At 56.4% G+C, this 24,892-nt stretch carries 20 protein-coding genes; 13 read left to right on the plus strand and 7 right to left on the minus strand.

Going from position 1 to position 24,892, the window contains the following annotated elements:
* Positions 1-269 precede the first annotated feature (269 nt).
* On the plus strand, positions 270-584 hold the full coding sequence (gene fliE, locus CRO23_RS09420; protein WP_079449956.1) for a flagellar hook-basal body complex protein FliE: 315 nt from the start codon (positions 270-272) through the stop codon (positions 582-584).
* A gap of 318 nt (positions 585-902) precedes the next feature.
* Positions 903-2,921, plus strand: coding sequence for a glycosyl hydrolase family 28-related protein (locus CRO23_RS24890; RefSeq protein WP_115436185.1), 2,019 nt, complete (start codon positions 903-905; stop codon positions 2,919-2,921).
* A 50-nt stretch (positions 2,922-2,971) separates the two neighbouring features.
* On the opposite strand, the gene CRO23_RS09430 is transcribed toward CRO23_RS24890, so the two are convergent.
* Positions 2,972-3,571 carry an FMN-dependent NADH-azoreductase gene (locus CRO23_RS09430; protein WP_097101836.1) on the minus strand — a complete coding sequence of 200 codons (600 nt, stop codon included), beginning with the start codon at positions 3,569-3,571 and terminating at the stop codon, positions 2,972-2,974.
* 128 nt (positions 3,572-3,699) lie between these two features.
* On the opposite strand from CRO23_RS09430, the gene CRO23_RS09435 reads away from it, so the two are divergent.
* Positions 3,700-4,617: a LysR family transcriptional regulator gene (locus CRO23_RS09435; protein ID WP_079449840.1), complete on the plus strand. Its 918-nt coding sequence runs from the start codon at positions 3,700-3,702 to the stop codon at positions 4,615-4,617.
* A 43-nt stretch (positions 4,618-4,660) separates the two neighbouring features.
* On the opposite strand, the gene CRO23_RS09440 is transcribed toward CRO23_RS09435, so the two are convergent.
* From CRO23_RS09440 to fliD, 5 genes are all read right to left on the minus strand, one after another.
* Positions 4,661-5,956 carry a hypothetical protein gene (locus CRO23_RS09440; protein WP_016927316.1) on the minus strand — a complete coding sequence of 432 codons (1,296 nt, stop codon included), beginning with the start codon at positions 5,954-5,956 and terminating at the stop codon, positions 4,661-4,663.
* A gap of 706 nt (positions 5,957-6,662) precedes the next feature.
* The gene (locus tag CRO23_RS09450) at positions 6,663-7,511 is read right to left on the minus strand and encodes a helix-turn-helix transcriptional regulator (protein ID WP_028128106.1); all 849 of its coding nucleotides are present in this window, start codon (positions 7,509-7,511) and stop codon (positions 6,663-6,665) included.
* Positions 7,512-7,819: 308 nt separating this feature from the next.
* On the minus strand, positions 7,820-8,188 hold the full coding sequence (fliT, locus tag CRO23_RS09455) for a flagella biosynthesis regulatory protein FliT (RefSeq protein WP_016927319.1): 369 nt from the start codon (positions 8,186-8,188) through the stop codon (positions 7,820-7,822).
* Positions 8,188-8,598, minus strand: a complete 411-nt coding sequence (gene fliS, locus CRO23_RS09460; RefSeq protein WP_004934758.1) for a flagellar export chaperone FliS — start codon at positions 8,596-8,598, stop codon at positions 8,188-8,190. The genes fliT and fliS overlap by 1 nt, the downstream gene beginning before the upstream one ends.
* Before the next feature lie 26 nt (positions 8,599-8,624).
* Positions 8,625-10,025 (minus strand): flagellar filament capping protein FliD, encoded by a 1,401-nt coding sequence (gene fliD / locus CRO23_RS09465; RefSeq protein ID WP_097101841.1) that lies wholly within the window; start codon positions 10,023-10,025, stop codon positions 8,625-8,627.
* A gap of 281 nt (positions 10,026-10,306) precedes the next feature.
* On the opposite strand from fliD, the gene CRO23_RS09475 reads away from it, so the two are divergent.
* From CRO23_RS09475 to tcyN, 7 genes are all read left to right on the plus strand, one after another.
* Positions 10,307-11,362: a flagellin N-terminal helical domain-containing protein gene (locus CRO23_RS09475; RefSeq protein ID WP_079451512.1), complete on the plus strand. Its 1,056-nt coding sequence runs from the start codon at positions 10,307-10,309 to the stop codon at positions 11,360-11,362.
* A 182-nt stretch (positions 11,363-11,544) separates the two neighbouring features.
* Positions 11,545-12,267: an RNA polymerase sigma factor FliA gene (locus CRO23_RS09480; protein ID WP_016927322.1), complete on the plus strand. Its 723-nt coding sequence runs from the start codon at positions 11,545-11,547 to the stop codon at positions 12,265-12,267.
* A gap of 54 nt (positions 12,268-12,321) precedes the next feature.
* Complete coding sequence (gene fliZ / locus CRO23_RS09485) at positions 12,322-12,831, plus strand: flagella biosynthesis regulatory protein FliZ (RefSeq protein ID WP_004934751.1); 510 nt, start codon at positions 12,322-12,324, stop codon at positions 12,829-12,831.
* Positions 12,832-12,955: 124 nt separating this feature from the next.
* Complete coding sequence (locus CRO23_RS09490; protein ID WP_016927324.1) at positions 12,956-13,948, plus strand: D-cysteine desulfhydrase; 993 nt, start codon at positions 12,956-12,958, stop codon at positions 13,946-13,948.
* Positions 13,949-14,063: 115 nt separating this feature from the next.
* On the plus strand, positions 14,064-14,864 hold the full coding sequence (gene tcyJ / locus CRO23_RS09495; RefSeq protein ID WP_016927325.1) for a cystine ABC transporter substrate-binding protein: 801 nt from the start codon (positions 14,064-14,066) through the stop codon (positions 14,862-14,864).
* Positions 14,864-15,526, plus strand: a complete 663-nt coding sequence (gene tcyL, locus CRO23_RS09500) for a cystine ABC transporter permease (RefSeq protein WP_016927326.1) — start codon at positions 14,864-14,866, stop codon at positions 15,524-15,526. The genes tcyJ and tcyL overlap by 1 nt, the downstream gene beginning before the upstream one ends.
* 3 nt (positions 15,527-15,529) lie before the next feature.
* Positions 15,530-16,282, plus strand: coding sequence for an L-cystine ABC transporter ATP-binding protein TcyN (gene tcyN, locus CRO23_RS09505; RefSeq protein ID WP_016927327.1), 753 nt, complete (start codon positions 15,530-15,532; stop codon positions 16,280-16,282).
* A gap of 326 nt (positions 16,283-16,608) precedes the next feature.
* Here the strand turns inward: tcyN and putA are convergent, their stop codons facing one another.
* Positions 16,609-20,580, minus strand: a complete 3,972-nt coding sequence (gene putA, locus CRO23_RS09510) for a trifunctional transcriptional regulator/proline dehydrogenase/L-glutamate gamma-semialdehyde dehydrogenase (protein ID WP_049299138.1) — start codon at positions 20,578-20,580, stop codon at positions 16,609-16,611.
* A gap of 570 nt (positions 20,581-21,150) precedes the next feature.
* Here putA and putP point away from each other — a divergent pair.
* From putP to efeO, 3 genes are all read left to right on the plus strand, one after another.
* Positions 21,151-22,635 carry a sodium/proline symporter PutP gene (putP, locus tag CRO23_RS09515; protein ID WP_015378228.1) on the plus strand — a complete coding sequence of 495 codons (1,485 nt, stop codon included), beginning with the start codon at positions 21,151-21,153 and terminating at the stop codon, positions 22,633-22,635.
* Positions 22,636-22,878: 243 nt separating this feature from the next.
* Positions 22,879-23,724, plus strand: a complete 846-nt coding sequence (efeU, locus tag CRO23_RS09520; protein ID WP_016927330.1) for an iron uptake transporter permease EfeU — start codon at positions 22,879-22,881, stop codon at positions 23,722-23,724.
* A 20-nt stretch (positions 23,725-23,744) separates the two neighbouring features.
* Positions 23,745-24,881, plus strand: coding sequence for an iron uptake system protein EfeO (gene efeO / locus CRO23_RS09525; RefSeq protein ID WP_016927331.1), 1,137 nt, complete (start codon positions 23,745-23,747; stop codon positions 24,879-24,881).
* Positions 24,882-24,892 lie beyond the last annotated feature (11 nt).

Below are 24,892 nucleotides of genomic sequence, written 5' to 3' on the forward strand. Positions count from 1 at the left end.
TGAGCAGCTCCCTGCCAGGCTGATGAACGGTATGGTTAGCGTTGTGTGACAAAACAGACTCCCTGATACACATATCTTCTAAATAGCGGCGCTCCCATTTCTGGGCAGGCCATTATTCGCCTTATCAGACAATTCCGATTGCCCGATAAGCCGGGTTTTTTGCAGTTAATTAACCGCTTTAGGTCCGAAAACGCTGTGCTAGGGTGTGCATCATTGGAGAAGTGCAGGGTGAAAACGTCACCCGGCGAGACGAGATGATTGAGGACCAGATGGCGATTCAGGGCATTGAAGGGGTGCTGCAGCAGATGCAGACCATGGCGGTTCAGGCCGGCAAGATGGGGCAGAATGCGGCGCCGCAGGGCGTCAGCTTCGCCAGCGAACTGACCGCGGCGCTCGGCAAAATCAGCGAGACCCAGCAATCGGCGCGCAAGCAGGCGCAGGATTTCGAGCTGGGCGCGCCAGGCATCAGCCTGAACGATGTGATGGTCGATCTGCAGAAATCGTCGGTGTCTTTGCAGCTGGGCGTGCAGGTGCGCAACAAGCTGGTGGCGGCCTACCAGGATATTATGAATATGCCGGTGTGATACTACGCGACATCAGCGTGGTTTCTCACCTGCTGAAAGCGGCCTGACTGGGAGGTGGTAGGCCGCTTTATGGCTTTAACCCTTTCTTATCTGTGCTTACACCTCTCTGTATATAGCGATATAGCGCTCCCCATTTTTATCGTAAACACCCATTATTCGGTCAATAGCGGATTTCCCCGTTTGGCAGCGGTCCTGTAGTACCTGAAACAGCGGTTATAACTCTGTGACTCTGAGAATTCTTGATACGTTCATAATACGGCACGCTGCCGTAGTCTGCGCTCGTTATTTCCATTCTTCTGAATCTACACCGAGGTGTTTATGAATAATTTAAGTGCCGCTGCCACCGTAATTAATGATACTGATGTAACTTCGCAATTAGGCAGCATTAATAATGGCTATACCAATGTGCATGCGCAACTTGGCGTGACGCTATCGCGATTCGGAGCCGATCCTACGGGCAATACCGATTGTCGTGAAATATTTCAGCAGGCATTGGATTATGCGGCGACAACGCAGCATAAAACCGTCTGGATCGATGGAACCTTTCTTATTACCGGCGATGTTTCGTTAAAAGTGCCTGTTGGGGTCACCGTCAGAGGTTATCGAACTGGGCGAAATCAAAGCATAATGACAGCTGGTTTTAATCCTAAAGCTGAACCTTCGGTGTTGTTAGTGCGTACAAAGCCAGCAACACAGGGGGAACCAGGAACTAATCTATTCGAATGTACAATCAGTCCTTCATTTGATGGCTTCGTGATCTATTACGATGAACAGCCAAAGAATATCACCGATCCGGCAATGTTTATTCAGTATGGTTATACTTTTCACACCGTAGGGCGTTCATGTTCAGTTACTAACATTCTATATGCTGGTGCCTGGAATTTTTTCTCGCAGCAAGGTGAGGCGCCGTTCTGCCAAAACATTTATGGTTTTGCTTATGGCATCGATTTTCATGTGGAGAAGTGCGCCGATGTAGGGGTTTTTGATAATATTCATTGCAATCCGAATGTTGTTCGGCCTAATTTTAGTACTATCACCGCAGCGGCTAAGCTGGAAACAAGCATTATGTTTGATTTTTCAGAGCATGACGGCATGATGCTGAGCAATATTCATGGTTTTGGTAAAGGAGTTGTGTTCAACAATGATCAAAAAGGGACCACGCGGCTAATGACCCTGTCAGGTAGCAATTTTCTTTTTGATAAATGTGGCACTCTCGTGAATTCGAATGCTTCTGGTGCAAGAATTGTGGACTTCTTTGGCGGAACATTCATTCATGACTATGCACGCTTAAAGGGCATGATGACGCTAAGTAACTCGACCCAAACACAGATAGCGCAATATTATCTCAATGGATGGAAATTCCAACTGGGTTCTCCCTTACTGGGGGAAAGCACTGACACCTTCTTTTACTTTGCTGACCCTGCGGGTTGCAGCTTGATTCTGAACTCAGCGATTTTGCCATCAAAGGGAACATTAGAATTAAATAACCCATTAAAAAGCAATATGATGAATGGTGACATTACCATCGGAAGTCGGCGGATTAATCTTGAAAGAACCTATGGTAATTATATTCCCAATTCCCGCTTGCTGACTGTTGACCAGAATAACGGGATGCCTGTGGGTTTTAATATTTCCGGTAACGGTGTTAAGGTTGTTGCGCAAGAGGTGACAAGCAGTAATACTGCGACGTCCTATTATTCCGGATTATTAAATAGGACCTTTGATGTCAACCAGACCGGTACGATGACCGTTATGGCTTATGCAACTGCTATCGGCGATTCTCCGGGTATCCGGGTGACGGCAACCGATGATAACTATACTGAGGCGACAAAAATAGAGAAGAAAATCCCGTGGACGATTGAAGGTGGCTATTATGTGGCGCGTATTACCATTGAAAGCACCCCTCTTTATTCTATTTGGGATATCTGCTGTGCAGCGCCATCGATATCGGGCGGCGCATTGCGGATGCATAGTGTGTCGTTGATACCTTCACCGGTATTTAACTACTCGTCTGAATTGAGAGAGCCGCCTTTATTAAAGTCACAGGTGGGTAGTATGGCAACAACGATGTTGCTTCAAGCGAACACGCCTACGATGCTTCAACGTTCAGTGTGGGGGAAAACAAGTGGAGTAGCCAGAGTTTATTTAAAAACTGACACCACGGTTGCGATATTTACATTATATAAATTGAAAGATAGTGAACCTGTCACTGTCGTTAAAGATGTTTACTATCAAGGTGGTGATGATGTTTTAAATCTTACGTGGCCCACTGGCGGCCGCTTAACACTTTCAAGCAGCGCCGGTGGGAATATACAAATACGCATTGATGGCGCTTAGGAAAATAAATTAGGCAATGGACTGCCTTTCATCCTATTGATATTTTTGCGTCAGCCCACTAACTCCACGATCCGCTGGTGGGCATTCGCCAGCCCCTGCGCGAGGCCGTGCGGTCTCATATCCAGCCCTTCGGCATAGATAAATTGCACGTCGCCGATCCCCATCAACCCCAGCACCGAACGCAGGTAGGGCGTTACGGCATCGGTCGGATGCCCGGCGTGCATGCCGCCGCGTGAACTGAATACCAGCGCATTGACGCCTTCCACCAGCCCCACCGGGTAGGTGGCGGTATAGTTGAAGGTCATCCGGGCGCGGGCCACCAGATCGAACCAGTTTTTCAGCTGGGTCGGGACGTTGAGGTTGTACATTGGCGCGCCGAGCAGCAGCAGATCGCTCTCTTTCAGTTCGGCAATCAGCCGGTCGGAGAGCGCCACCGCCGCTTTGGCGCGTGGGCTGATGTTTTCCGCGCCGCGCAGCGCACCGAACAGCTCGCCGTCCAATACCGGCAGAGCCAACGCCGTCAGATCGTGTTCGACGATCCGATCTTCGTGTCCTTTCGCCTTACGCGCCGCCAGATAGCGGTCAATCAGGTTATTGGTCTGCGAGTCATTTCCCATAATGCTGGATTTGAGTACCAGTATTTTTTTCATGCTGTTGTCCTCTGACGGTCATCTGTGGTTTTCACCGGGGATTCGGAATGACTGCAGGTTATCATTGCTTGATGTTCACCAGTGGTGATAGGTTTTCACTAAATTGATTCCAATTTGGATGCATTAAGATGAAAAGCGATCTCAGCGCACTGCCGGCGTTTGTCGCCGTGGCGGAAGGCGGCAGTTTCGCCGCCGCCGCAGAGAAACTGCATTTGACGCGCTCTGCGGTCAGCAAAATCGTATCGCGTCTCGAGGCTCGGCTTGGCGTGATGTTGTTTATGCGCACCACGCGCAGCCTGAGCCTGACGGATGAAGGGGCGCTGTACTATGAGCACTGCCGGCAGGCGTTGGCAAACGTTCAGGCGGCGGAAAACCAGCTCGACAGCGGCAAGATGCAGGTCAGCGGCCGGCTCAGAGTCTCGGTGCCGGTGCTGTTCGGCCATTTGTGCATTGCGCCCGTGTTGACGGCGCTGGCGAATGAACATCCCTTGCTGACGCTGGAAATTTCATTCAGCGACCGCAGGATCGATCTGATCGACGAGGGGTTCGATCTGGCGGTTCGCATTGGCGAGCTGGCGGACAGCGGCAGCCTGGTTGCCCGGCGCTTGGGCGAACACGGCATGCTGCTGTGCGCCTCGCCCGATTATCTGCAGCGCTGCGGCGAGCCGAGAACGGTAGAGGCGTTAAGCCGACATCAGGCGGTGGGGTATCTGCACGCCGGCGCCGTGCTGCCCTGGCAGCTTCGCGGCGAAAACGGCGAGCTGCGGCCTTTCAGGCCACCGGCCAAGATGATGATGGATGACATGCAGGGGATCGTCGATGCGGTGTCCGCCGGCGCCGGTATTGCCTGGCTGCCGGAGTGGCTGGTGCGCGAGCGCTTGATGGCGGGGACGTTGGTGGAGATCATGCGCGGTGAGTCCAGCCTCAGTTTCCCGGTGAACGTCGTGTGGCCCTATATGCCTTACCAGCCGCTCAAGGTGCGGCTGGCGGTAGACAAACTGGTGGCGGAGTTGCCTGGCAGGCTGACGCGGTTCGCGTCGGCCTGAGCGTGTATGTGGTGGCAAGCGGTCCAAGGGACGCTTGCCGATGTCAGAGCGCGCGCTGTTGCGTTGATCGTGGCATTGACGGCTGTGTTTTCCCTGTCAACAGGCAACTGAAAATAAGAACCCAAATGAACCCGTAAGAGTAATCGGGGTTGGCGGCGCAGGAGCCCAAAAATGCGGAGAAAAGCATAAATTTAAGCATGGAATGGGCTTCGTTGCCGGCGACGTTATATTGCGAACGAATAAGCTTGGATACGATAAAACCGACTAACAGTATCGTCCCCAATATTCCGAAGTTAGCAAGTAGGGACAGAGGCAGAGAAGATATTCTTGCGCTACCGATACCGACGCCCAAGCCAAAGGTATTATACATAATTTCAAGGGCATTGTAGTTGGAGGCGGAGCGCACGAGGTGAGAGATCGTTTGCGCTTTTTTATCCGCGTAATCGGTTATTTTCTCCAGGAAAAAGATGAATGTGAGCTTTGATACGATGACCAAAGCCAGAGAAAATAGAGCTTTTTGTATCAGGCTAAAACGCGTACTGAAAATGAATGTGCCGCACAGCGACGTAAGCAGGGTAAAATAGCCCGATGTAGAGCCGTTTTTAACCAAGAGCAGCACCATCAATAGAGCCACTAGCTTCAGTCGCAACCCCTTGGCAACCAAAAGAGGCACGATGGTTGCGCCGATAAAGATACCGGCGAATGACGGTTCACCGAAGGTACCGCTCAGTCTGGATTCAAAAATGGCATTGGCGTTATGCATGCTGTTATACATCAAAATCTGAATCGCATTCGCCAGCGGCCTGGCAAGGAGCCAAATCAGACAGTAAGCGGAGAAAACCAGCGTCGTGAAAATGATGGTTTTCAGTGCGTATTCAGGCGTGATTTCACGCCGCTTGACGTAAATGACATACAGCGTTATCAGGTTCAGCGTGATTAGAATCAGTTGCTTGATGTTGTTATTGCCCCACACAAGCGAGATACCTTTTTTGGCGTAATTATTTTCAAAGCTATAAGCCGGTGAATAAACTCTTACTCCTTCAAATAGGTGGGTTAACGCATAGGTGAAGAACCAAAAAAGAACAATTATTACCAGCGATTGCAGTAATACCCGGTGTTTTAAGTTCCAGACGGACGTGCTGTTTTTTGAAGTGAAAAAAAACCGGGTTATTAAAACCAGTTCGATAAAGTAAAATATAGGTAGGCTATTACTCCCTGTGTTAATAATAGCGCTTGATTGAAAGATGGATGCAAGAATCAACAGGGCGAAAATGGTTCTGTGGTGTAGGAAAAAAGTGGCGAAAGCAAGAGCCAGCCAAACAAAACTTAATATATTCACATTATATTCCCTAAGTTACTTATCCTATATGGCATCGTCTGGCTTCAGATTAAAGTAGTTATAAAAACCAGCGTATTTCCGCGCGCTATCATACAATAAGAAGGTGGGACGGTCTAGCTGCAAGGGTAGTATATTCAGGGGGTTATAGAATTAGACTGCAAGTATATGTCATTCTTATAATTAACGAGCTAATCAAGTCGCGCGGGTTTTGCGCTTGGGATAGTGACGATTGGCCCTCGGAATTTGCCGTGGCAGCAGGAAACAGGCCACCGGTGCAATTAATTCAGTAATAAAATAAATAAATAAAATTAATTAAAAATCACCGAGGAGCAACGACCATTGCAATGCGTAATAAAGCAGCAACAAGAGACAGCTGGCAAGCACCAGCTTTTCACCAGCTTGCTTAAGCTTGGCTTTAACGTTGTTCCTTTGTCGCATTTTTACGTTCTCGCTTTAGACAGTCAGATAGAAAAGCAGTATAGCAAGCAAATTTTAGGCGTCGGTCAAAATAGGAAAATACTTAATGCTTTGGTGGAGAACCGAGCAGTGGGTTGTGCGGGATAAATAGCCAGCGGCAAGAAGAGAACAACCAGGAAAAGGTGCCAGCGGTCGCTGGCGGATACGTCAAGATAGGTTGCTCGGCACGCCCACATCATGGCGATGCCATCGTTTATCCGGGCTAAATTGCCGTGTTTGCCGCCATTGATTAGCCGGAACCGTAATGCTGTTCAAAGGCAGGTTCCATTATTCTCTGATGACCGCGAATGGCGGTAGGGGCGAAACCGAAGCGTTTGCGAAAACGTTCGGCGAAACGCGAGGCGCTTTCATAACCCACATGTTGCGCGATGGCGGAGATCGGCCAGTCGGTCGACTGCAGCAGGGCCAGCGCGCTACTCATGCGCACGTCAATCATCAGGTTGCGCAACGCGGTGTTTTCCATCGACAGTTTGCGGCGCAACATCACTTCACTCATCGACAGGCTCTCCGCGACTTTGGCCGCCGTCCAAATGCTGTGCGGATCGGTCGCCAGGCAGCGGCGCACGCGCTGCGTCAGATCCTTGGCTTCGTTGTGAATAAAGCGAATGCCGAATTGGGCCAGCCACAACAGAATTTCCAGCATTTTGTGCCGCACGATGATGGTAGGAAAGCGTTGCCGCAGCGTCAGCGCCAGGCCGGTGGTTTCAAAGCTGTGCTTTAGGGCGCAGGGCAGGTTGCGCAGCGCCAGGACGGCATCGAACGGCATCGGCGCCGGCGTTTCCTCGGCCGGAGGTTGGACGGTGAGCAACAGGGGATCGCAGGTCAGCAGTTGGCAACTGAATACGCCGTCTTCGGACGGGCCGTTAATAATGTCCACCGTTTGCCCGCCATCGATAATCAACAGCTCGCCGGGATGAGCGACCACTTCGTGTTGTTGCCAGCGTACGCGCTTATGGCCTTGTTGTATCAGATACAGATGTGGTTGCTCAAAATAGACTGAAGGGAATAATAATTCAGTATACTGAATGATGTGCGCTGAGGCGCCAATTCCAGGACAGAGATTAATTGTACGTTCCATCGATATTCATTTCGCAGCCATTATCTGGGAATATCTTTACGCTTTGATCCGCGCTGGAGCAACATTTTTCCATGGGCCGTGAAACACAGCGGCGAGTTTTATCTATCAAAAATCAATTTCCTGCTGAACAGAAAACGTCCGTGTCGGGATGATGTTTATCCATTAAAGTGAGAGCCAGGCTCGAAGCGCGCATTTTACCAATTACCCATAAGCTGAATAATTCAAATGCCATAGATTAATATCCTAACGTAACCCGAGAGTAATAGCGCATAGTGCTATTTAATCCATTTTCGTCAGTATTGTCGATCTTATCGGACCTGTGGTTCCCCCAGCAACAGCGCACGATCATGAAACTGGCCGTAGGCATTGTTGACCACGTTCTGGCGCGTGGACTGTTCGATCAACATTTTCAGCTCATCCATACGCTGCTGTAACAGACGTTTGAGTTCGGTTTCGTTGTCGAGGATCTGTTGCAGCTTATTGCGCAACATCTCCTGCAGCGCCATGGACGGGCCGGCTTGCCCGGTAAAGGCGGCGGTTTTTTCCACCGCCGTCACGTAAGCGAATTCGAGCTCGACGAGCTCCTCCCAGCGCCCGGTTTGCGCCAGCGCGATCATCTGGCTGCTCAGGCTGTAAATTTGTTGATAAGCGGCTAACAGCTGCTGTTGACGTTCCATTACACGGCGTCCTGCGAAGGTTGGTAGTTAGGGCCAATCTGGCGCCAGGCGTCGGCGATGTTTTCCAGCAGTTTAACCACTTCGGCGATCGCCGCTTCGTCGTTGTGCAGATTGGCCTGCATCAGCCGACGCTTCATGTAGTCGTACAATGCCGCCAGATTTTCGGCGATCTCGCCGCCCTGTTGAGGGTCGAGGCCGCTTTTCAGGCCGTTGTCGATGATATTGATGGCTTTGGACAGCGCCATGCCTTTGCCGGCGATATCGCCCTGGTTCATCAGGATGCGTGCGCGAAGCAGGGCGCTGAGCGCCCCGTCGAACAACATCACGATTAACTGGTGCGGGCTGGCGCTCATGGCGCCGCTTTCCAGACTGACCTGTGCATAGGCCTGAGTGCCGCTACGGTTATACATGCTGTTTTCTTTACCTTGTTAAAGGGTTACTTGAACTGTTGAGCCAAATAGTTACTGGTGCCGTTCATTTTCGACATCATGGTATCCAGCTGAACGAACTGTTGTTTATAACGATCGATGGTGTTCTGAATGCTGGCGGTGACCGTCGTGATCTGGCTGTTCAGGCGATCGAGGTTGGTGTTGATGCTTTTGGTCGAGTTTTCGATGATGCCGCCGGATTTGATGTAGCTCTGGATCTCGTTGTGGATCTCGGTGGCCATGCCGGTGTCTTTGCCGTTACCGACGAAGAAGTTGCTGACTTGATCCGGCTTCTCATCCATCGCTTTCTTCAGCTTGGCGCTGTCGATTTCCAACTTGCCGGTTTTGGTGTTGGTGGAAATGCCGAGGTTGCCCAGGCCTTTCAACTCCGGGTTGTCCTGGGCTGCGCTCAGCGCGCTTTTGATCGACGACTGAACGCCGCGCAGGGTGTTGTCGCCCAGCAGCGGGCCGTTGGTTGGGTTTGGCGCTTCGCCGGTTTTCACCGGGGTGAACTTGGACAATGCGTTGAAGGTGTCCAGCAGGGAGTTATAGCTGTCGACCCACTCTTTGATCTTGTCGGTGGTGCCGGCGGTGTTGGTGCTGATCACCAGATGCTGTGGTTCATCGGTTTTGGTTTTGGTTTTCAGATCGATGGTGACGCCCTGCAGGGCATCGCTGATCGAGTTGGTGCTGCGTTTGATGGCCGTGCCGTTCACCATCAGCTCCGCATCCTGCGGCGCGACCGTCTGCTTCATGGCGGTGGAGGTGCCGCGCGTGGCGTTGTAGTTCAGGATATCGCCCAGTTTGTCGTCATTGTCGACCTGGAGGGAAATCTTGTTGTTTTCGCCGGTGGTGGAGGAACTGACCGCCAATTGATAATCGTTGTCGCCAACGCGCATGATGCTGGCGGTGACGCCGGCTTTGGCGCCGTTGATGGCGTCACGCAGCTCAACCAGCGAGGTTTGATCGTCACTGAGCGGGATTTTGGTTTCTTTCGGCGGGTTGCCGGCGGTGATGGTCAGGGAGCGGTCGGTGACGCCTTCAGCGCCTAATTTAGCGCCTTGATCGCTGACTTTCGCCTGCGTGGTCAGCGTTTGCGCCTGCGCCAGGTTTTTCACTTCCACCACGTAGTTGCCCGGCACCGCCTTGGCGTTGGTGGTGATCTTGAAGGCGTCGTGTTCGGTGGCGGTGGTGGCCTTGAAGAAATCTTCTTTCGCCATCTCTTTGCTGAGATTGTCGAATTTTTCCAGCGCGCCTTTCAACGTGCCGTAACCGGTCAGCTGGGCGTTGTAGCTGGATTGCTTGGTGGTGTAAGGGGTCAGACGCTGTTGTTCCGCTTTGGTCAGCTTATCCAGCAAGCCATTGAGGTCGAGCCCTGAGCCGAGACCTAATGAACTGATCGTTGCCATGAGTAATTCTCCTTGATGATGACTTTATTCGCTTTACGCGTTATCGGCCCAGTGGTGAAAAAGTTTACCGAAAAAAACAAAAAAACGATGGCGCAATAGAGGAGGGAAAAACCGCGTTATTTCCGCCATTGCAGCGGGCGCAAAAAATTTTAAAAAATTGCTAAAGGTTGTTAGGGGAGGGCCGATACCTGAGGGGACGGTGGTTGACGCCGTGGGCAAACAAGCCCGAACCTTTTAACCGTGTTGCGAAGAACGCAACTGACTCGTAAGGAAAGCAAACAATGGCACAAGTAATCAACACTAACAGCCTGTCTCTGATGGCGCAGAACAACCTGAACAAATCTCAGTCTTCTCTGGGCACTGCGATTGAGCGTCTGTCTTCCGGTCTGCGTATCAACAGCGCGAAAGACGATGCTGCGGGTCAGGCGATCTCCAACCGTTTCACCGCTAACATCAAAGGCCTGACTCAGGCTTCCCGCAACGCCAACGACGGTATCTCTCTGGCGCAGACCACTGAAGGCGCACTGAACGAAGTTAACGACAACCTGCAGAACATCCGTCGTCTGACCGTACAGGCGCAGAACGGTTCCAACTCTTCCAGCGACCTGAAATCCATCCAGGACGAAATCACTCAGCGTCTGTCTGAAATCAACCGTATCTCCGAGCAGACTGACTTCAACGGCGTGAAAGTGCTGAGCAGCGATCAGAAACTGACCATCCAGGTTGGCGCTAACGACGGTGAAACCATCGATATCGACCTGAAAAAAATCGATGCTAAGCAACTGGGCATGGATACTTTCGACGTTACTACTAAATCTGCAAAAGCGGGCGCTGAAATCGCTACTGGTACCAAGATCACTGTTGATAGTGATGCAACAAAACAGGCTGACGCTGATGTGACCGGCTTGGCTAAAGGCCAGACTCTGGTTTCAGGTACCGACGCAGACGGTAAATCAGCTTACTTCATCGCAACCAAAGATGACGCAACGGGTGATGTTGCTTACACCAAAGCTAAAGTTGCTGATGACGGTAAAGTGACTGATTCCGGTACTGACGCTGGTGTTAAAAACCCACTGGCTACCCTGGACAAAGCGCTGGCACAGGTTGACGGCCTGCGTTCTTCCCTGGGTGCGGTACAGAACCGTTTCGATTCTGTTATCAACAACCTGAACAGCACCGTGAACAACCTGTCCGCTTCTCAGTCCCGTATCCAGGATGCTGACTACGCGACCGAAGTGTCCAACATGAGCCGTGCCAACATCCTGCAACAGGCTGGCACCTCTGTCCTGGCACAGGCTAACCAGTCTACTCAGAACGTTCTGTCCCTGCTGCGTTAATCGTCTCTCCCGATTAACTGTCGCAAAGAAACCCCGCTTCGGCGGGGTTTTTTTATGCTCGCGCACCGCGCGGTTATTACATGGCGCAAATAAAGCCCGTTTTGTGCGACTGTTCTGCCGATTGGCATTTCGCCCCCTACGCATAATAGCGCTGACTCTCTTATCCGCAGGTTTAAGACATAGTGAGCGATCTGTATACCGCCGAAGGCGTGATGGACAAAAATTCTCTCTGGTTGCGCTACGTGCCGTTAGTGCGCCACGAGGCATTGCGCCTGCAGGTCAGGCTGCCCGCCAGCGTGGAGCTTGACGACCTGCTGCAGGCCGGGGGAATCGGGCTATTAAACGCCGTTGAGCGTTATGACGCCCTACAGGGAACCGCCTTTACCACCTATGCGGTGCAGCGCATTCGCGGCGCGATGCTCGACGAGTTGCGCAGCCGCGACTGGGTGCCGCGCAGCGTGCGGCGCCACGCGCGCGAGGTCGCGCAGGTGATGCGGCAACTGGAACAGCGTTACGGCCGCCCGGCGAGCGAAACGGAAGTGGCGCAGACGCTGAACATCTCGCTGGATGAGTACCGTCAAATTCTGTTGGACACCAATAACAGCCAGCTTTTCTCCTACGACGAATGGCGCGAGGAGCATGGCGAGAGCGCGGAACCGATGCTGGAAGGGCATGAGGAGGCCAACCCGCTGCATCACCTGTTGGAAGGCAGCCTGCGCCAGCGGGTGATCGACGCCATCGAGGCGTTGCCGGAGCGCGAAAAAATGGTGCTGACGCTGTATTACCAGGAAGAGTTGAATCTCAAAGAGATCGGCGCCGTGCTGGACGTCGGGGAATCCCGGGTCAGCCAACTGCACAGTCAGGCGATCAAACGGCTGCGTGCGCGGCTGGCGAACGATACCTGATGGCGGAGCGCCGCCCCCAACTCGATGACTCATGCGACAATCGGACTGCCCCTTATGCCAGGAATACTGTTGAAGAAACGGCCGCTTAGCCGTTACCTGAAAGATTACAAGCACAGCCAGACCCATTGCTCCCAGTGCGGCAAACTGTTGGACCGCATGGCGCTGGTGTTTCGCGGCAAGATAATCAATAAAGAAGCCATCGCGCGCATGGATCAGCCGATCGACGATGCGGTCTGGCAAAACGTGCAGCACGAACTGACCGCGCTGTGCCGCTTTTGCAGCGAGATTTCCTGCAACAGCCACCCGAGTTATTTCGACATTATGGCGTTCAAGCAGTATCTGTTCGAACAGACCGAGATGAGCCACAGCACCATTCGCGAGTATGTGGTGCGGTTGCGCCGACTGGACGAAATGCTGGTGGCGCGTAATTACCCGGCGGACAAATTCGCCAACAGCGCCAGTCATCAGCGCATCATCGACGATCTGCCTACCGCGGCGCACAACAACTACCGCATTGCGCTGCGCAAATACGATCAGTATCTCGCCTGGCAGCGCAGCTACTGAGATTTTCCCCGGCCGCTGGGCCGGGGTCTGCGGATCCCCCCGTGATAAAGGATGATTATTCAGTTCACATCTGCTAAATCTATCGGTTATCAGATGTTGATACTCGATTCCCTGGGGGGAAGTAGTGAACCTGCAACAACAACTGGCGCAATTTCCGCGTCTGGATCTGGTTGGCGTCGCCACGCCGCTGGAAAAACTGTCCCGTCTCTCCGATTATCTCGGCCGTGAAATTTACCTTAAACGTGACGATGTCACCCCTATGGCGATGGGCGGCAACAAGCTGAGAAAGCTTGAGTTTTTGGCTGCCGATGCGCTGAGGCAAGGCGCCGATACGCTGGTTACCGCCGGCGCCATTCAATCCAACCACGTGCGCCAGACGGCGGCGGTGGCGGCGAAACTGGGCCTGCACTGCGTCGCACTGCTGGAAAACCCTATCGATACCCGCGCGGAAAACTACCTGACCAACGGCAACCGCCTGTTGCTCGGCCTGTTCAACGCCGAGGTGGTGATGTGTGAAGCGCTGCACGATCCGCAGCAGCAACTGGCGGAACTGGCGACGCGCCTCGAGGCGCAGGGCTTCCGGCCTTACGTGGTGCCGGTGGGCGGCTCCAATGCCCTGGGCGCGCTGGGATACGTGCAGTGCGCATTGGAAATCGCCGAACAGAGCCGGCGCAGCAACGTGGCGTTCAGTTCGGTGGTGGTGGCGTCCGGCAGCGCCGGCACTCACGCTGGGCTGGCGGTGGGGCTGCAACAGCTGCTGCCTGAAACCGAGCTGATTGGCGTGACGGTCTCGCGCACCGTGATCGATCAACTGCCGAAGGTGGAGCAGATCCAGAAAGCCCTGGCCTGTTCGCTGAATATCGACGAACTGGCGCCGATCGCGCTGTGGGACGATTATTTCGCGCCGCAGTACGGCATGCCGAACGAAGAGGGCATGGCGGCGGTGCAGCTGCTGGCGCAGCAGGAGGGCGTGTTGCTGGATCCGGTATACACCGGCAAAGCGATGGCCGGTTTGATCGACGGCATTGCCCAGCGGCGTTTCCGCGACGAAGGGCCCATCCTGTTCGTTCACACCGGCGGTGCGCCGGCGCTGTTCGCCTACCATCCGCAGGTGTAAATACCGCTTGTTATTCCATTTTGAACTATATTTATAAGGTTATATTCCTTTATGCGGGCGGTTGCACTGTTAAAGTGCTGATATCAAAAAAGATAAACAACATACAGGGGTGTTTATGATGTTTGCAAAAGTTCGTCGCCAATGGTTGTTGGGCGTGGTGGGCGTTGCGTTGGCCGCCGGTTTGACGACTCAAACCTACGCCGCCGACAATCTGCTGCAGCAGGTGAAGCAGCGCGGCACGCTGATCGTCGGGCTGGAAGGCACCTATCCGCCGTTCAGTTTCCAGGGGGAAGACGGTAAATTGACCGGTTTCGAAGTGGATTTCGCCAACGCGCTGGCGGAACATCTGGGCGTGAAAGCCAAGCTGAACCCGACCAAGTGGGACGGTATGCTGGCTTCGCTGGATTCGAAGCGCATCGACGTGGTCATCAATCAGGTGACGCTCTCCGATGAGCGCAAGAAGAAATATGACTTCTCCACCCCTTACACCGTTTCCGGTATTCAGGCGCTGGTGAAAAAAGGCAACGAAGGCACCATTACCAAGCCGGAAGACCTGAAGGGCAAAAAGGTCGGCGTTGGCCTGGGCACCAACTATGAGCAATGGCTGCGCGAGAATGTGCAGGGCGTGGACGTGCGTACCTACGACGACGACCCGACAAAGTATCAGGATCTGCGCGTCGGCCGCATCAACGCTATCCTGGTGGATCGCCTGGCGGCGTTGGATCTGGTGAAGAAAACCGGCGATACGCTGGCGGTGGCCGGCCCGGCATTCTCCCGCCAGGAGTCCGGTGTGGCGCTGCGCAAAAATAACCCAGAACTGCTGGCCGCGATTGACCAGGCGATCGCCGAGATGCAAAAAGACGGCACGCTGGCGAAGATCTCCGAAAAATGGTTTGGCGCGGACGTAACTAAATAATGCACGAAAGTATTCAACTGGCGCTGGATTCAGCGCCATTTTTATTGAAGGGCGCCATACTGACGCTGCAGCTTAGCCTGGGCGGTATGGCGCTAGGCTTGTTGCTCGGTTTTCTGTTGGCGCTGATGCGCCTTTCGCCGCTGTGGCCGCTGTCGTGGCTGTCGCGCATTTACGTGTCGCTGTTCCGCGGCACGCCGTTGATCGCCCAGCTGTTTATGATCTACTACGGTCTGCCGCAGTTCGGCGTTGAATTCGATCCCTTCCCGGCGGCGCTGATTGGCCTGTCGCTCAATACCGCCGCCTACACCTCAGAAACGCTGCGCGCGGCGATTTCGTCGATCGACAAAGGGCAGTGGGAAGCCGCCGCCAGCATCGGCATGACCCGTTGGCAAACCCTGCGCCGGGTGATCCTGCCGCAGGCGGCGCGCACCGCCTTGCCGCCGCTGGGCAACAGTTTTATCGGCCTGGTGAAGGACACCTCGCTGGCCGCCACCATTCAGGTGCCGGAACTGTTCCGCCAGGCGCAGCTCATCACCTCGCGCACGCTGGAAGTGTTCACCATGTACCTGGCGGCATCGCTGATTTACTGGGTGATGGCGACCCTGCTTTCCGCACTGCAAAACCGTCTGGAAGCCCACGTTAATCGCCAGGATCAGGAGTAACGCATGAGTGCCATTGAAGTTAAGCAATTGACCAAGCAGTTCAAAGGTCAGACGGTGCTGCATGGGATCGATCTGGCGGTGGACGCCGGTGAAGTGGTGGCGATCATCGGCCCGAGCGGTTCCGGGAAAACCACCTTGTTGCGCTGCATCAACCTGCTGGAGGAGCCGGATTCCGGCACCATTCGCGTCGGCGATATCCTGATCGACGGCAGCAAGCCGCTGAGCAAACAGAAAAATCAGGTGCGCGCGCTGCGCCAGCAGGTCGGTTTCGTGTTCCAGAACTTCAACCTGTTTCCGCACCGTTCGGTGCTGGAAAACATCATCGAAGGGCCGGTTATCGTTAAAGGCGAGGCGAAAGCCATCGCCGAACAGCGCGCTCGTGCGTTGCTGGCCAAGGTGGGGCTGAGCGGCAAAGAGGCGGCTTATCCGCGTCGGCTGTCCGGCGGGCAGCAGCAGCGGGTGGCGATCGCGCGCGCGCTGGCGATGCAGCCGGAGGTGATTTTGTTCGATGAGCCGACGTCGGCGCTCGATCCCGAGCTGGTGGGGGAAGTGCTCAATACCATGCGTTCACTGGCGGAAGAGAAACGCACCATGGTGATCGTCACCCATGAGATGAGCTTCGCTCGCGACGTGGCCGATCGGGTTATCTTTATGGATCACGGCCGCATCGTCGAACAGGGCCCGGCCAAAGCGCTGTTCGCCAATCCGCAGCATCAGCGTACCCAGCAATTCCTCGATAAGTTCCGGAATCAATAAGGCGTCGGGGGCGTTTCCCCCGACCGCATTCACTGCGCTTTCAACCATTCATTGCGCGCGGCGGCGGCGAGAAATCCGCTGCGGCTGCCGTATCCCGGATATTACCGAACCCGAAAGTCAATACGTCTCGTAGCGCTCTGACGCGGCTTTCAAGCAGAGTAATCCGTCTATGTTGTTATCGTCCATGAGCGACGCCCCACCCTGTAAGGATAATAAGGCGCTAACGGCAGGTCGGCCTGCGGACAATAAAAAAACCCTGCACTCGTGCAGGGTTTGCGTAGCGGCGAGCAAATCAGGCGGCAATGGATTGCCGCCTTGAGGATGCGTTAACCGATGGTCATCAGGCTGGCGTTACCGCCGGCGGCGGCGGTGTTGACGCTCAGCGAACGTTCGATCAGCAGGCGTTCCAACAGGATGTTGGTTTCACCGTGGGCGAAGCCCTGCACCGAGACGATGGCGCCGCCGCGCTGCGCGATCTGCTCGCACAGGGTGCGCAACTGGTCGGCATCGCCGTGGTAGATGGCGGCGTCGAACTCGACCTTGTCCTGCTGCCAGTCTTTGCTGAAGGCGATGCGCGCCTGCACATCGTTCGGCAAGCGGCGGAACAGATTGCGTTGCAGTTCCGCTTCCGGCCACAGCGCGCAGCTGCCAACCGCCAGCACGGCGGCCAGCTGGATCAGCGCGTCGGTTTCGTTATCCGCCAGGCACAGCACGCGTTCACGCGGCAGCAGGGCATAGGTGTTGCGCTCGCCGGTCGGACCCGGCAGCGGACGTACGGTGCCGCCCTGGCCCAATTCCGCATAACGTTGCGCCAATGCCGCCAGTTCGCCGTGCTGGCTGGTGACCGCCCACTTCTCCAGCGATTGCAGCGCGCCCAGCAGCTGCGGCCGCGCGGTGGCTTCCATCGGGCGCTCTTCGTCCTGGCGGTGCAGCGTACGTTGCAGCGCGTCGTCCGGACGGTTGGCCAGCAGACGGTACAGGTACAGCGGGCCGCCGGCTTTCGGGCCGGTGCCCGACAGGCCTTCGCCGCCGAACGGCTGCACGCCGACCACTGCGCCGACCATGTTGCGGTTGACGTACAGGTTGCCGACCTTGGCGCGTTCGGTCACCCGGGCGATGGTTTCATCGATACGGGTGTGAATGCCCAGCGTCAGGCCGTAACCGGCGGCGTTGATCTGATCGACCAGCGCGTCCAGATTGTTGCGCTGGAAGCGCACCACGTGCAGCACCGGCCCGAAGATCTCTTTCTGCAGCTCGTCGAAGCTGTCGAGCTCGATCAGCGTCGGCTTGATGAAGGTGCCGCGCGCCCACTCTTTTTCATCCTGCGCGCTGCCTTTGGCGGCCTGGTACACCTTGCGGCCTTTGGCGCGCATTGCCTGGATGTGGCGTTCGATGCCGGTTTTGGCTTCGGCGTCGATCACCGGGCCCACGTCGGTGGAAAGGCGCTCCGGGTTGCCCATGCGGCATTCGGCCATCGCGCCGCGCAGCATTTGCAGCGTGTGCTCGGCCACGTCTTCCTGAATGCACAGGATACGCAGCGCGGAGCAACGCTGCCCGGCGCTGTCGAAGGCGGAAGCCACCACATCGGTCACCACCTGTTCGGTCAGGGCGGAAGAGTCGACGATCATGGCGTTCAGGCCGCCGGTTTCGGCGATCAGCGGCGTCGGCCGGCCTTGCGGATCGAGACGACCGGCGATGCTGCGCTGCAGAATGCCGGCGACGTCGGTGGAGCCGGTGAACATCACGCCGCGGACGCGGGCGTCGTTGACCAGCGTCGAGCCGACGGTTTCACCCTGGCCCGGCAGCAGCTGCAGCACGCCTTGCGGAATGCCGGCCTCCAGCAGGATGCGCACCGCCTGCGCGGCCACCAGCGGCGTTTGCTCGGCGGGTTTGGCCAGCACGCTGTTGCCCGCCGCCAGCGCGGCGGCGATTTGGCCGGTGAAGATCGCCAGCGGGAAGTTCCACGGGCTGATGCAGACCACCGGGCCCAGCGGGCGGTGGCTGTCGTTGGCGAAGTCGTCGCGCACCTGGCCGGCGTAGTAGTGCAGGAAGTCGACCGCTTCACGCACTTCGGCGATGGCGTTGTTGAAGGTTTTACCCGCTTCACGCACCAGAATGCCCAGCAGGCTTTGCAGCTGGCTTTCCATCAGTTCGGCGGCGCGTTCGAGGATCGCGGCGCGTTCCGTCGGTGGCGTAGCGAACCAAATTGGGCCGGCGGCCGCGGCGGCGTCGAGCGCGCGGCTGACTTCGCCTTCGGTGGCTTCACGCACGTAGCCGACCACATCGCCCGGCTCGGCCGGGTTGATCACCGGCTGCTCCACGCCCTGATCCAATTCGGCGTCGATAATCGGTTCCGCGCGCCACGGATGGCTGGCGCTGGTGAGCAGGGCGCTGGAGAGCGAGGCCAGACGCTGTTCGTTGGACAGATCCAGACCGCTGGAGTTAACGCGTTTCTCGCCGTACAGCTCGCGCGGCAGCGGGATGCGCGGATGCGGCAGGCCAATCTGGCCTTCGTTGGCCGCCAGCGCTTCCACGGCGCTGACCGGATCGGCCACCAGTTCGTCGAGCGGCAGGGTGGCGTCGGCGATGCGGTTGACGAACGAGGTGTTGGCGCCGTTTTCCAGCAGGCGGCGCACCAGGTAAGCCAGCAGCGTTTCATGGGTGCCGACCGGTGCGTAGATGCGGCAAGGGCGGTTCAGTTTGCCGTCGGCCACTTTACCCACCACCTGTTCGTACAACGGCTCACCCATGCCGTGCAGGCACTGGAATTCATACTGGCCAGGGTAGTAGTTGTTGCCGGCCAGGTGATAGATGGCGCTCAGGGTATGGGCGTTGTGGGTCGCGAACTGCGGATAGATCAGGTTCGGCACCGACAGCAGTTTGCGGGCGCAGGCCAGGTAGGAAACGTCGGTGTACACCTTGCGGGTGTAAACCGGATAACCTTCCAGGCCGTCCATCTGGGCGCGTTTGATTTCGCTGTCCCAGTAGGCGCCTTTCACCAGACGGATCATCAGGCGGCGGCGGCTGCGTTGCGCCATGTCGATCACCGCGTCGATGGCGAACGGGCAACGTTTCTGATAGGCCTGGATCACGAAGCCGATGCCGTTCCAGCCGGCCAACTGCGGCTCGAAGCACAGCTTCTCCAGCAGATCGAGCGAGATTTCCAGGCGGTCGGCCTCTTCGGCGTCGATGTTGATGCCGATATCATACTGACGTGCTTGCAGGGTCAGCGACAGCAGGCGCGGATAAAGCTCTTCCATCACGCGTTCGTACTGCGCGCGGCTGTAGCGCGGGTGCAGGGCGGACAGCTTGATGGAGATGCCGGGGCCTTCATAGATGCCGCGGCCGTTGGAGGCTTTGCCGATGGCGTGGATCGCCTGCTGGTAGGAAACCAGGTAGGCCTGCGCGTCGGCTTCGGTCAGGGCGGCTTCGCCCAGCATGTCGTAGGAATAGCGGAAACCTTTTTCTTCCAGCTTGCGCGCGTTGGCCAGCGCTTCGGCGATGGTTTCGCCGGTCACGAACTGCTCGCCCATCAGGCGCATCGCCATGTCCACGCCTTTGCGGATCAGCGGTTCGCCGCTCTTGCTGATAATGCGGTTCAGCGAACGGGACAGATTGGCTTCGTTATGCGTGGACACCAGCTTGCCGGTAAACAGCAGACCCCAGGTCGCGGCGTTGACGAACAGCGACGGGCTGCGCCCCAGGTGCGAATGCCAGTTGCCGTTGCTGATCTTGTCGCGGATCAGGGCATCGCGGGTCGGTTTGTCCGGAATGCGCAGCAGCGCTTCCGCCAGGCACATCAGCGCCACGCCTTCCTGCGAGGAGAGGGAGAACTCTTGCAGCAGGCCTTGCACCATGCCGGCGCGGCCGTTTGCACTTTTTTGGTTACGCAATTTCTCGGCGATGCCATAGGCCATTTTGTGAGTGGCCTGCGCAAGATCGGCGGGTAATCGCGCCTGTTCGAGCAACATCGGCACCGCTTCGGTCTCTGGGCGGCGATAGGCGGCGGTGATGGCGGCGCGGGTCACCGACTGAGGCAGAATTTGTTCGGCGAAATCGAGGAATGGCTGGTGTGACTCTTCCTGCGCTTGCGGCATAATGTCGTCCGCTTCAGGCTGGCCCGCTGCGGCCAGAGCTGGAATTTCAGGAATATCGGTACCGCTCTCGAGACGCTCGAGGTAATTAAAGATGGCCTGCTTGATGAGCCAGTGCGGCGTGCGATCGATGCGCTGCGCGGCGCTCTTGATCCGGTCGCGTGTTGCCTCGTCGAGTTTCACGCCCATTGTGGTAGTGCCCATGCCTGTCCAACTCCTGTGTTTAGAACCTATCCCATCAGGCTAGACAAACAGCAGGCCGGAAAGCCTGTTGGGATAGGTTCGTGAGATGTGTGGGTTAAGAATGCAGACAATATCCTGCATGTTGCAACTTTGTGCAACCTTGTTAAATCAGGCTGATGAGCGAAGTGTGAGTTTCATCGATTTTTTAACACGGGCAGTTGGCATGAATGTTGCGTTATTGAGCGAATGCGGCGGGGTTTATGATGCCGCAGGCGCTTTACCTTGCGGTATATAAGGGTAATAGCAAGGTGCAACTCATTTTGCTTGTCGTGAGTGCAACCTTTGAGCCCGGTAAATGTGACGCAGGGTAAACTTTGTGTAACTTTGTTGTTAAATATCTTGTTGGTTGATGAAAGGCTCATCTAGGATAACCGACGGTCAACAATTACGGGCAGAAACTATTTTACCTGCACTTGCTCGCAGGCTGCGCCACGTTCCGGCGCGGCGGCCAGTGAAATGCATTGCGCGTGGGTTTACCGGCGCCGGCATGGCCGGAGCGAAACGCGAATAATAATGAAAGTGGAGAATTAAATGACAATGAGCACACCTATGCTGGTGACCTTCCTGGTGTACATTTTCGGGATGGTGCTGATCGGCCTGCTTGCCTACCGGGCAACCAATAACTTTGATGACTATATTCTCGGCGGCCGCAGTTTGGGCAGCGTGGTGACCGCGCTGTCCGCCGGCGCTTCCGACATGAGCGGCTGGTTGCTGATGGGCCTTCCGGGCGCCATCTTCCTCTCCGGCATCTCTGAAAGCTGGATCGCCATCGGCCTGACCATTGGCGCTTACCTGAACTGGAAGCTGGTGGCAGGAAGGCTGCGCGTGCATACCGAAGCCAACAATAACGCCCTGACGCTGCCGGACTATTTCACCAGCCGTTTTGAAGACAACAGCAAGCTGCTGCGGGTGATCTCGGCCATCGTCATTCTGGTGTTCTTCACCATTTACTGCGCCTCCGGCATCGTGGCCGGCGCGCGCCTGTTCGAAAGCACCTTCGGCATGAGCTACGAAACCGCCCTGTGGGCCGGCGCCGCGGCGACCATCCTGTATACCTTTATCGGCGGTTTCCTGGCGGTGAGCTGGACCGACACCGTACAGGCCAGCCTGATGATTTTCGCGCTGATCCTGACGCCGGTGATCGTGATCTTCGCCGTCGGCGGCATCGATACGTCGATGCTGGTGATCCAGGCGAAGAACCCGGCCAACCTCGATATGCTGAAGGGGCTGAACTTCGTCGCCATCCTGTCGCTGCTGGGTTGGGGCCTGGGCTACTTCGGCCAGCCGCACATCCTGGCGCGCTTCATGGCGGCTGATTCTCACCGCACCATCCGCAGCGCGCGCCGCATCAGCATGACCTGGATGATCCTGTGTCTGGCCGGGACCATCGCCGTCGGTTTCTTCGGCATCGCTTACTTCGCCAATAACCCGGATCAGGCCGGCAACGTGTCGCAGAACGGCGAACGCGTGTTCATCGAACTGGCGATGTTGCTGTTCAACCCATGGGTGGCGGGCGTGCTGCTGTCGGCGATTCTGGCGGCGGTCATGAGCACCCTGAGCTGCCAACTGCTGGTGTGCTCCAGCGCGATCACCGAAGACCTGTACAAGGCGTTCCTGCGCAAGGGCGCCAGCCAGCGTGAGCTGGTGTGGGTCGGCCGCGTGATGGTGCTGGTGGTGGCGTTGATCGCCATCGCCTTGGCGGCCAACCCGGAGAACCGCGTACTGGGCCTGGTGAGCTATGCCTGGGCCGGTTTCGGCGCCGCCTTCGGCCCGGTTGTGCTGATCTCGGTAATGTGGTCGCGCATGACCCGCAACGGCGCGTTGGCCGGTATGCTGGTCGGTGCGGTGACGGTGATCGTCTGGAAACAGTACGAATGGTTGGGCCTGTACGAAATCATCCCTGGCTTCATCCTGGGTTGCCTGGCTATCGTGGTGGTGAGCCTGATGGGCCGCCAGCCATCCTCAACCATGACCGAACGTTTCGATCAGGCGGAAGCCGAATACAAAACGGTATAACGCCGTTCGATGTCAGTCGGCAAGGGGCGCGCAGAGCGCCCCTTCTTTTTGCCTGTTTGCCCGTCATTCAGCTGTAACACCTGGCGACATTTGATTAGAAAAAATCACGCTTGCGCCTCTTGTATTTCTTTTTGCCAGAATGATAATCACTCTCGTTGTATTTTACGTTTCTTTACATACTCGCCGCGGCTCATTTCGAGCCGGTTTGCTCTGCCGCCGCGGTCTTTTCAGGGGTGATTAGTTATGTTCGTTCCCTTTCTTATCATGTTCCGTGAGGGGCTGGAGGCCGCGCTGATCGTCAGCCTGATCGCCAGCTACCTGAAGCGCACGCAGCGCAGCCAATGGCTGGGCGCGGTGTGGATCGGCGTAATTGTCGCTGCGGCGCTGTGTCTGGCGCTCGGCATCTTCATCAATGAAACCACCGGCGAGTTCCCGCAGAAGCAGCAGGAGCTGTTCGAAGGCATCGTGGCGGTGGTGGCGGTGCTGATCCTCACCTATATGGTGTTCTGGATGCGTAAGGTGTCCAAATCGGTCAAGGTGCATCTGGAAGGGGCTATCGATCAGGCGCTCAGCGCCGGTAAAGGGCAGGGATGGGCGCTGGTGGCGATGGTGTTCTTCGCCGTGGCGCGCGAAGGGCTGGAGTCGGTGTTCTTCCTGCTGGCGGCGTTTCAGCAAGACGTGGGCGCCGCGGCGCCGATCGGCGCGGTGCTCGGCCTGGTGGCCGCCATCGTGCTGGGCATGATGATTTACTGGGGCGGGGTGAAGCTGCACCTGGCCAAATTCTTCAAATGGACCAGCCTGTTCATTCTGTTCGTCGCCGCCGGCCTGGCCGCCGGGGCGATCCGCGCCTTCCACGAAGCCGGTCTATGGAACCACTTCCAGGACATCGCCTTCGATTTCAGCAGCACCCTGTCGACCCATTCGCTGTTCGGCACCCTGCTGGAAGGCATTCTCGGTTACCAGGAAGCGCCGACGGTCAGCGAAGTGGCGGTCTACTTCCTGTATCTGATCCCGGCGCTGATTTTCTTTTTCCTGCCGCAGCGCGCGGAGCCGGCAGCGGCCCCGGCGCAACGTAAAATCAATCATTAATGTTTAATAGGGAATCTCGTATGTCTACTCCGTTATTTCGCCGCAAGGCGTTGCACGCAGCATTACTGGCTATCCCGGCGTTTGCGCTGAGCCTCGACGCCTTGGCGGCGGACGTGCCGCAGGTCAAGGTTACGGTTAACGACAAGCAGTGCGAACCGATGCAGCTGACGGTCCCGGCCGGCAAGACGCAGTTTGTGGTGCACAACACCAGCCAGAAAAACGTCGAATGGGAAATCCTGAAAGGGGTGATGGTGGTGGAAGAGCGCGAGAACATCGCGCCGGGCTTTACTCAGAAAATGACCGCCACGCTGGAAGCGGGCGAATATGACATGACCTGCGGGCTGCTGAGCAATCCGAAAGGCAAACTGATCGTCACCGCAGCGGCCAACGGCGCCACCGACGGCAAGCCGAACGCGCTGGACTTGGTTGGCCCGATCGCCGAATACAAGGTTTACGTCACCAAAGAAGTCGATGGGTTGGTGAAACAGACCAAGCTGTTTACCGACGCGGTGAAGGCCGGCAACGTGGAGCAGGCGCGCAAGCTGTATGCGCCGACCCGCCAGCACTATGAGCGCATCGAGCCGATCGCCGAGCTGTTCTCCGATCTGGACGGCAGCATCGACGCCCGCGAAGACGACTACGAGAAGAAAGCGGCGGACCCGAACTTCACCGGCTTCCACCGTCTGGAGAAGGCGCTGTTTGCCGACAACTCGACCAAAGACATGGGCAAATATGCCGATCGTCTGTATCACGACACCGTTGAGTTGCAAAAACGCGTGAGTGAACTGACCTTCCCGCCGAGCAAGGTGGTGGGCGGCGCAGCTGGGCTGATCGAAGAAGTGGCGGCCAGCAAGATCAGCGGTGAAGAAGACCGTTACAGCCGCACCGATTTGTGGGACTTCCAGGCCAACGTCGACGGCGCGCAAAAGATAGTCAATCTGCTGCGCCCGCTGCTGGTTAAGGCCAATAAGCCGCTGCTGGACAAGATCGACGCCAACTTCAAAACCGTGGACACCATTTTGGCGAAGTACCAAACCAAAGAGGGTTATGAGTCCTATGAGAAGCTGACCGATGCCGATCGCAATGCGTTGAAAGGGCCGATCACCACGCTGGCGGAAGATCTTTCCCAGCTGCGCGGCGTATTGGGTCTGGACTGAGGCATACGGTT

It is taken from the genome of Serratia sp. JKS296 (genome assembly GCF_900215445.1).
Taxonomy (GTDB): domain Bacteria; phylum Pseudomonadota; class Gammaproteobacteria; order Enterobacterales; family Enterobacteriaceae; genus Serratia; species Serratia marcescens.

Coding starts and splice junctions, on each gene's coding strand:
- fliE (WP_079449956.1), top strand. CDS start 270: ATGGCGATTCAGGGCATTGAAGGGGTGCTGCAGCAGATGCAGACCATG.
- CRO23_RS24890 (WP_115436185.1), top strand. CDS start 903: ATGAATAATTTAAGTGCCGCTGCCACCGTAATTAATGATACTGATGTA.
- CRO23_RS09430 (WP_097101836.1), bottom strand. CDS start 3,571: ATGAAAAAAATACTGGTACTCAAATCCAGCATTATGGGAAATGACTCG.
- CRO23_RS09435 (WP_079449840.1), top strand. CDS start 3,700: ATGAAAAGCGATCTCAGCGCACTGCCGGCGTTTGTCGCCGTGGCGGAA.
- CRO23_RS09450 (WP_028128106.1), bottom strand. CDS start 7,511: ATGGAACGTACAATTAATCTCTGTCCTGGAATTGGCGCCTCAGCGCAC.
- fliT (WP_016927319.1), bottom strand. CDS start 8,188: ATGGAACGTCAACAGCAGCTGTTAGCCGCTTATCAACAAATTTACAGC.
- fliS (WP_004934758.1), bottom strand. CDS start 8,598: ATGTATAACCGTAGCGGCACTCAGGCCTATGCACAGGTCAGTCTGGAA.
- fliD (WP_097101841.1), bottom strand. CDS start 10,025: ATGGCAACGATCAGTTCATTAGGTCTCGGCTCAGGGCTCGACCTCAAT.
- CRO23_RS09475 (WP_079451512.1), top strand. CDS start 10,307: ATGGCACAAGTAATCAACACTAACAGCCTGTCTCTGATGGCGCAGAAC.
- fliZ (WP_004934751.1), top strand. CDS start 12,322: ATGCCAGGAATACTGTTGAAGAAACGGCCGCTTAGCCGTTACCTGAAA.
- tcyJ (WP_016927325.1), top strand. CDS start 14,064: ATGATGTTTGCAAAAGTTCGTCGCCAATGGTTGTTGGGCGTGGTGGGC.
- tcyL (WP_016927326.1), top strand. CDS start 14,864: ATGCACGAAAGTATTCAACTGGCGCTGGATTCAGCGCCATTTTTATTG.
- tcyN (WP_016927327.1), top strand. CDS start 15,530: ATGAGTGCCATTGAAGTTAAGCAATTGACCAAGCAGTTCAAAGGTCAG.
- putA (WP_049299138.1), bottom strand. CDS start 20,580: ATGGGCACTACCACAATGGGCGTGAAACTCGACGAGGCAACACGCGAC.
- putP (WP_015378228.1), top strand. CDS start 21,151: ATGACAATGAGCACACCTATGCTGGTGACCTTCCTGGTGTACATTTTC.
- efeU (WP_016927330.1), top strand. CDS start 22,879: ATGTTCGTTCCCTTTCTTATCATGTTCCGTGAGGGGCTGGAGGCCGCG.
- efeO (WP_016927331.1), top strand. CDS start 23,745: ATGTCTACTCCGTTATTTCGCCGCAAGGCGTTGCACGCAGCATTACTG.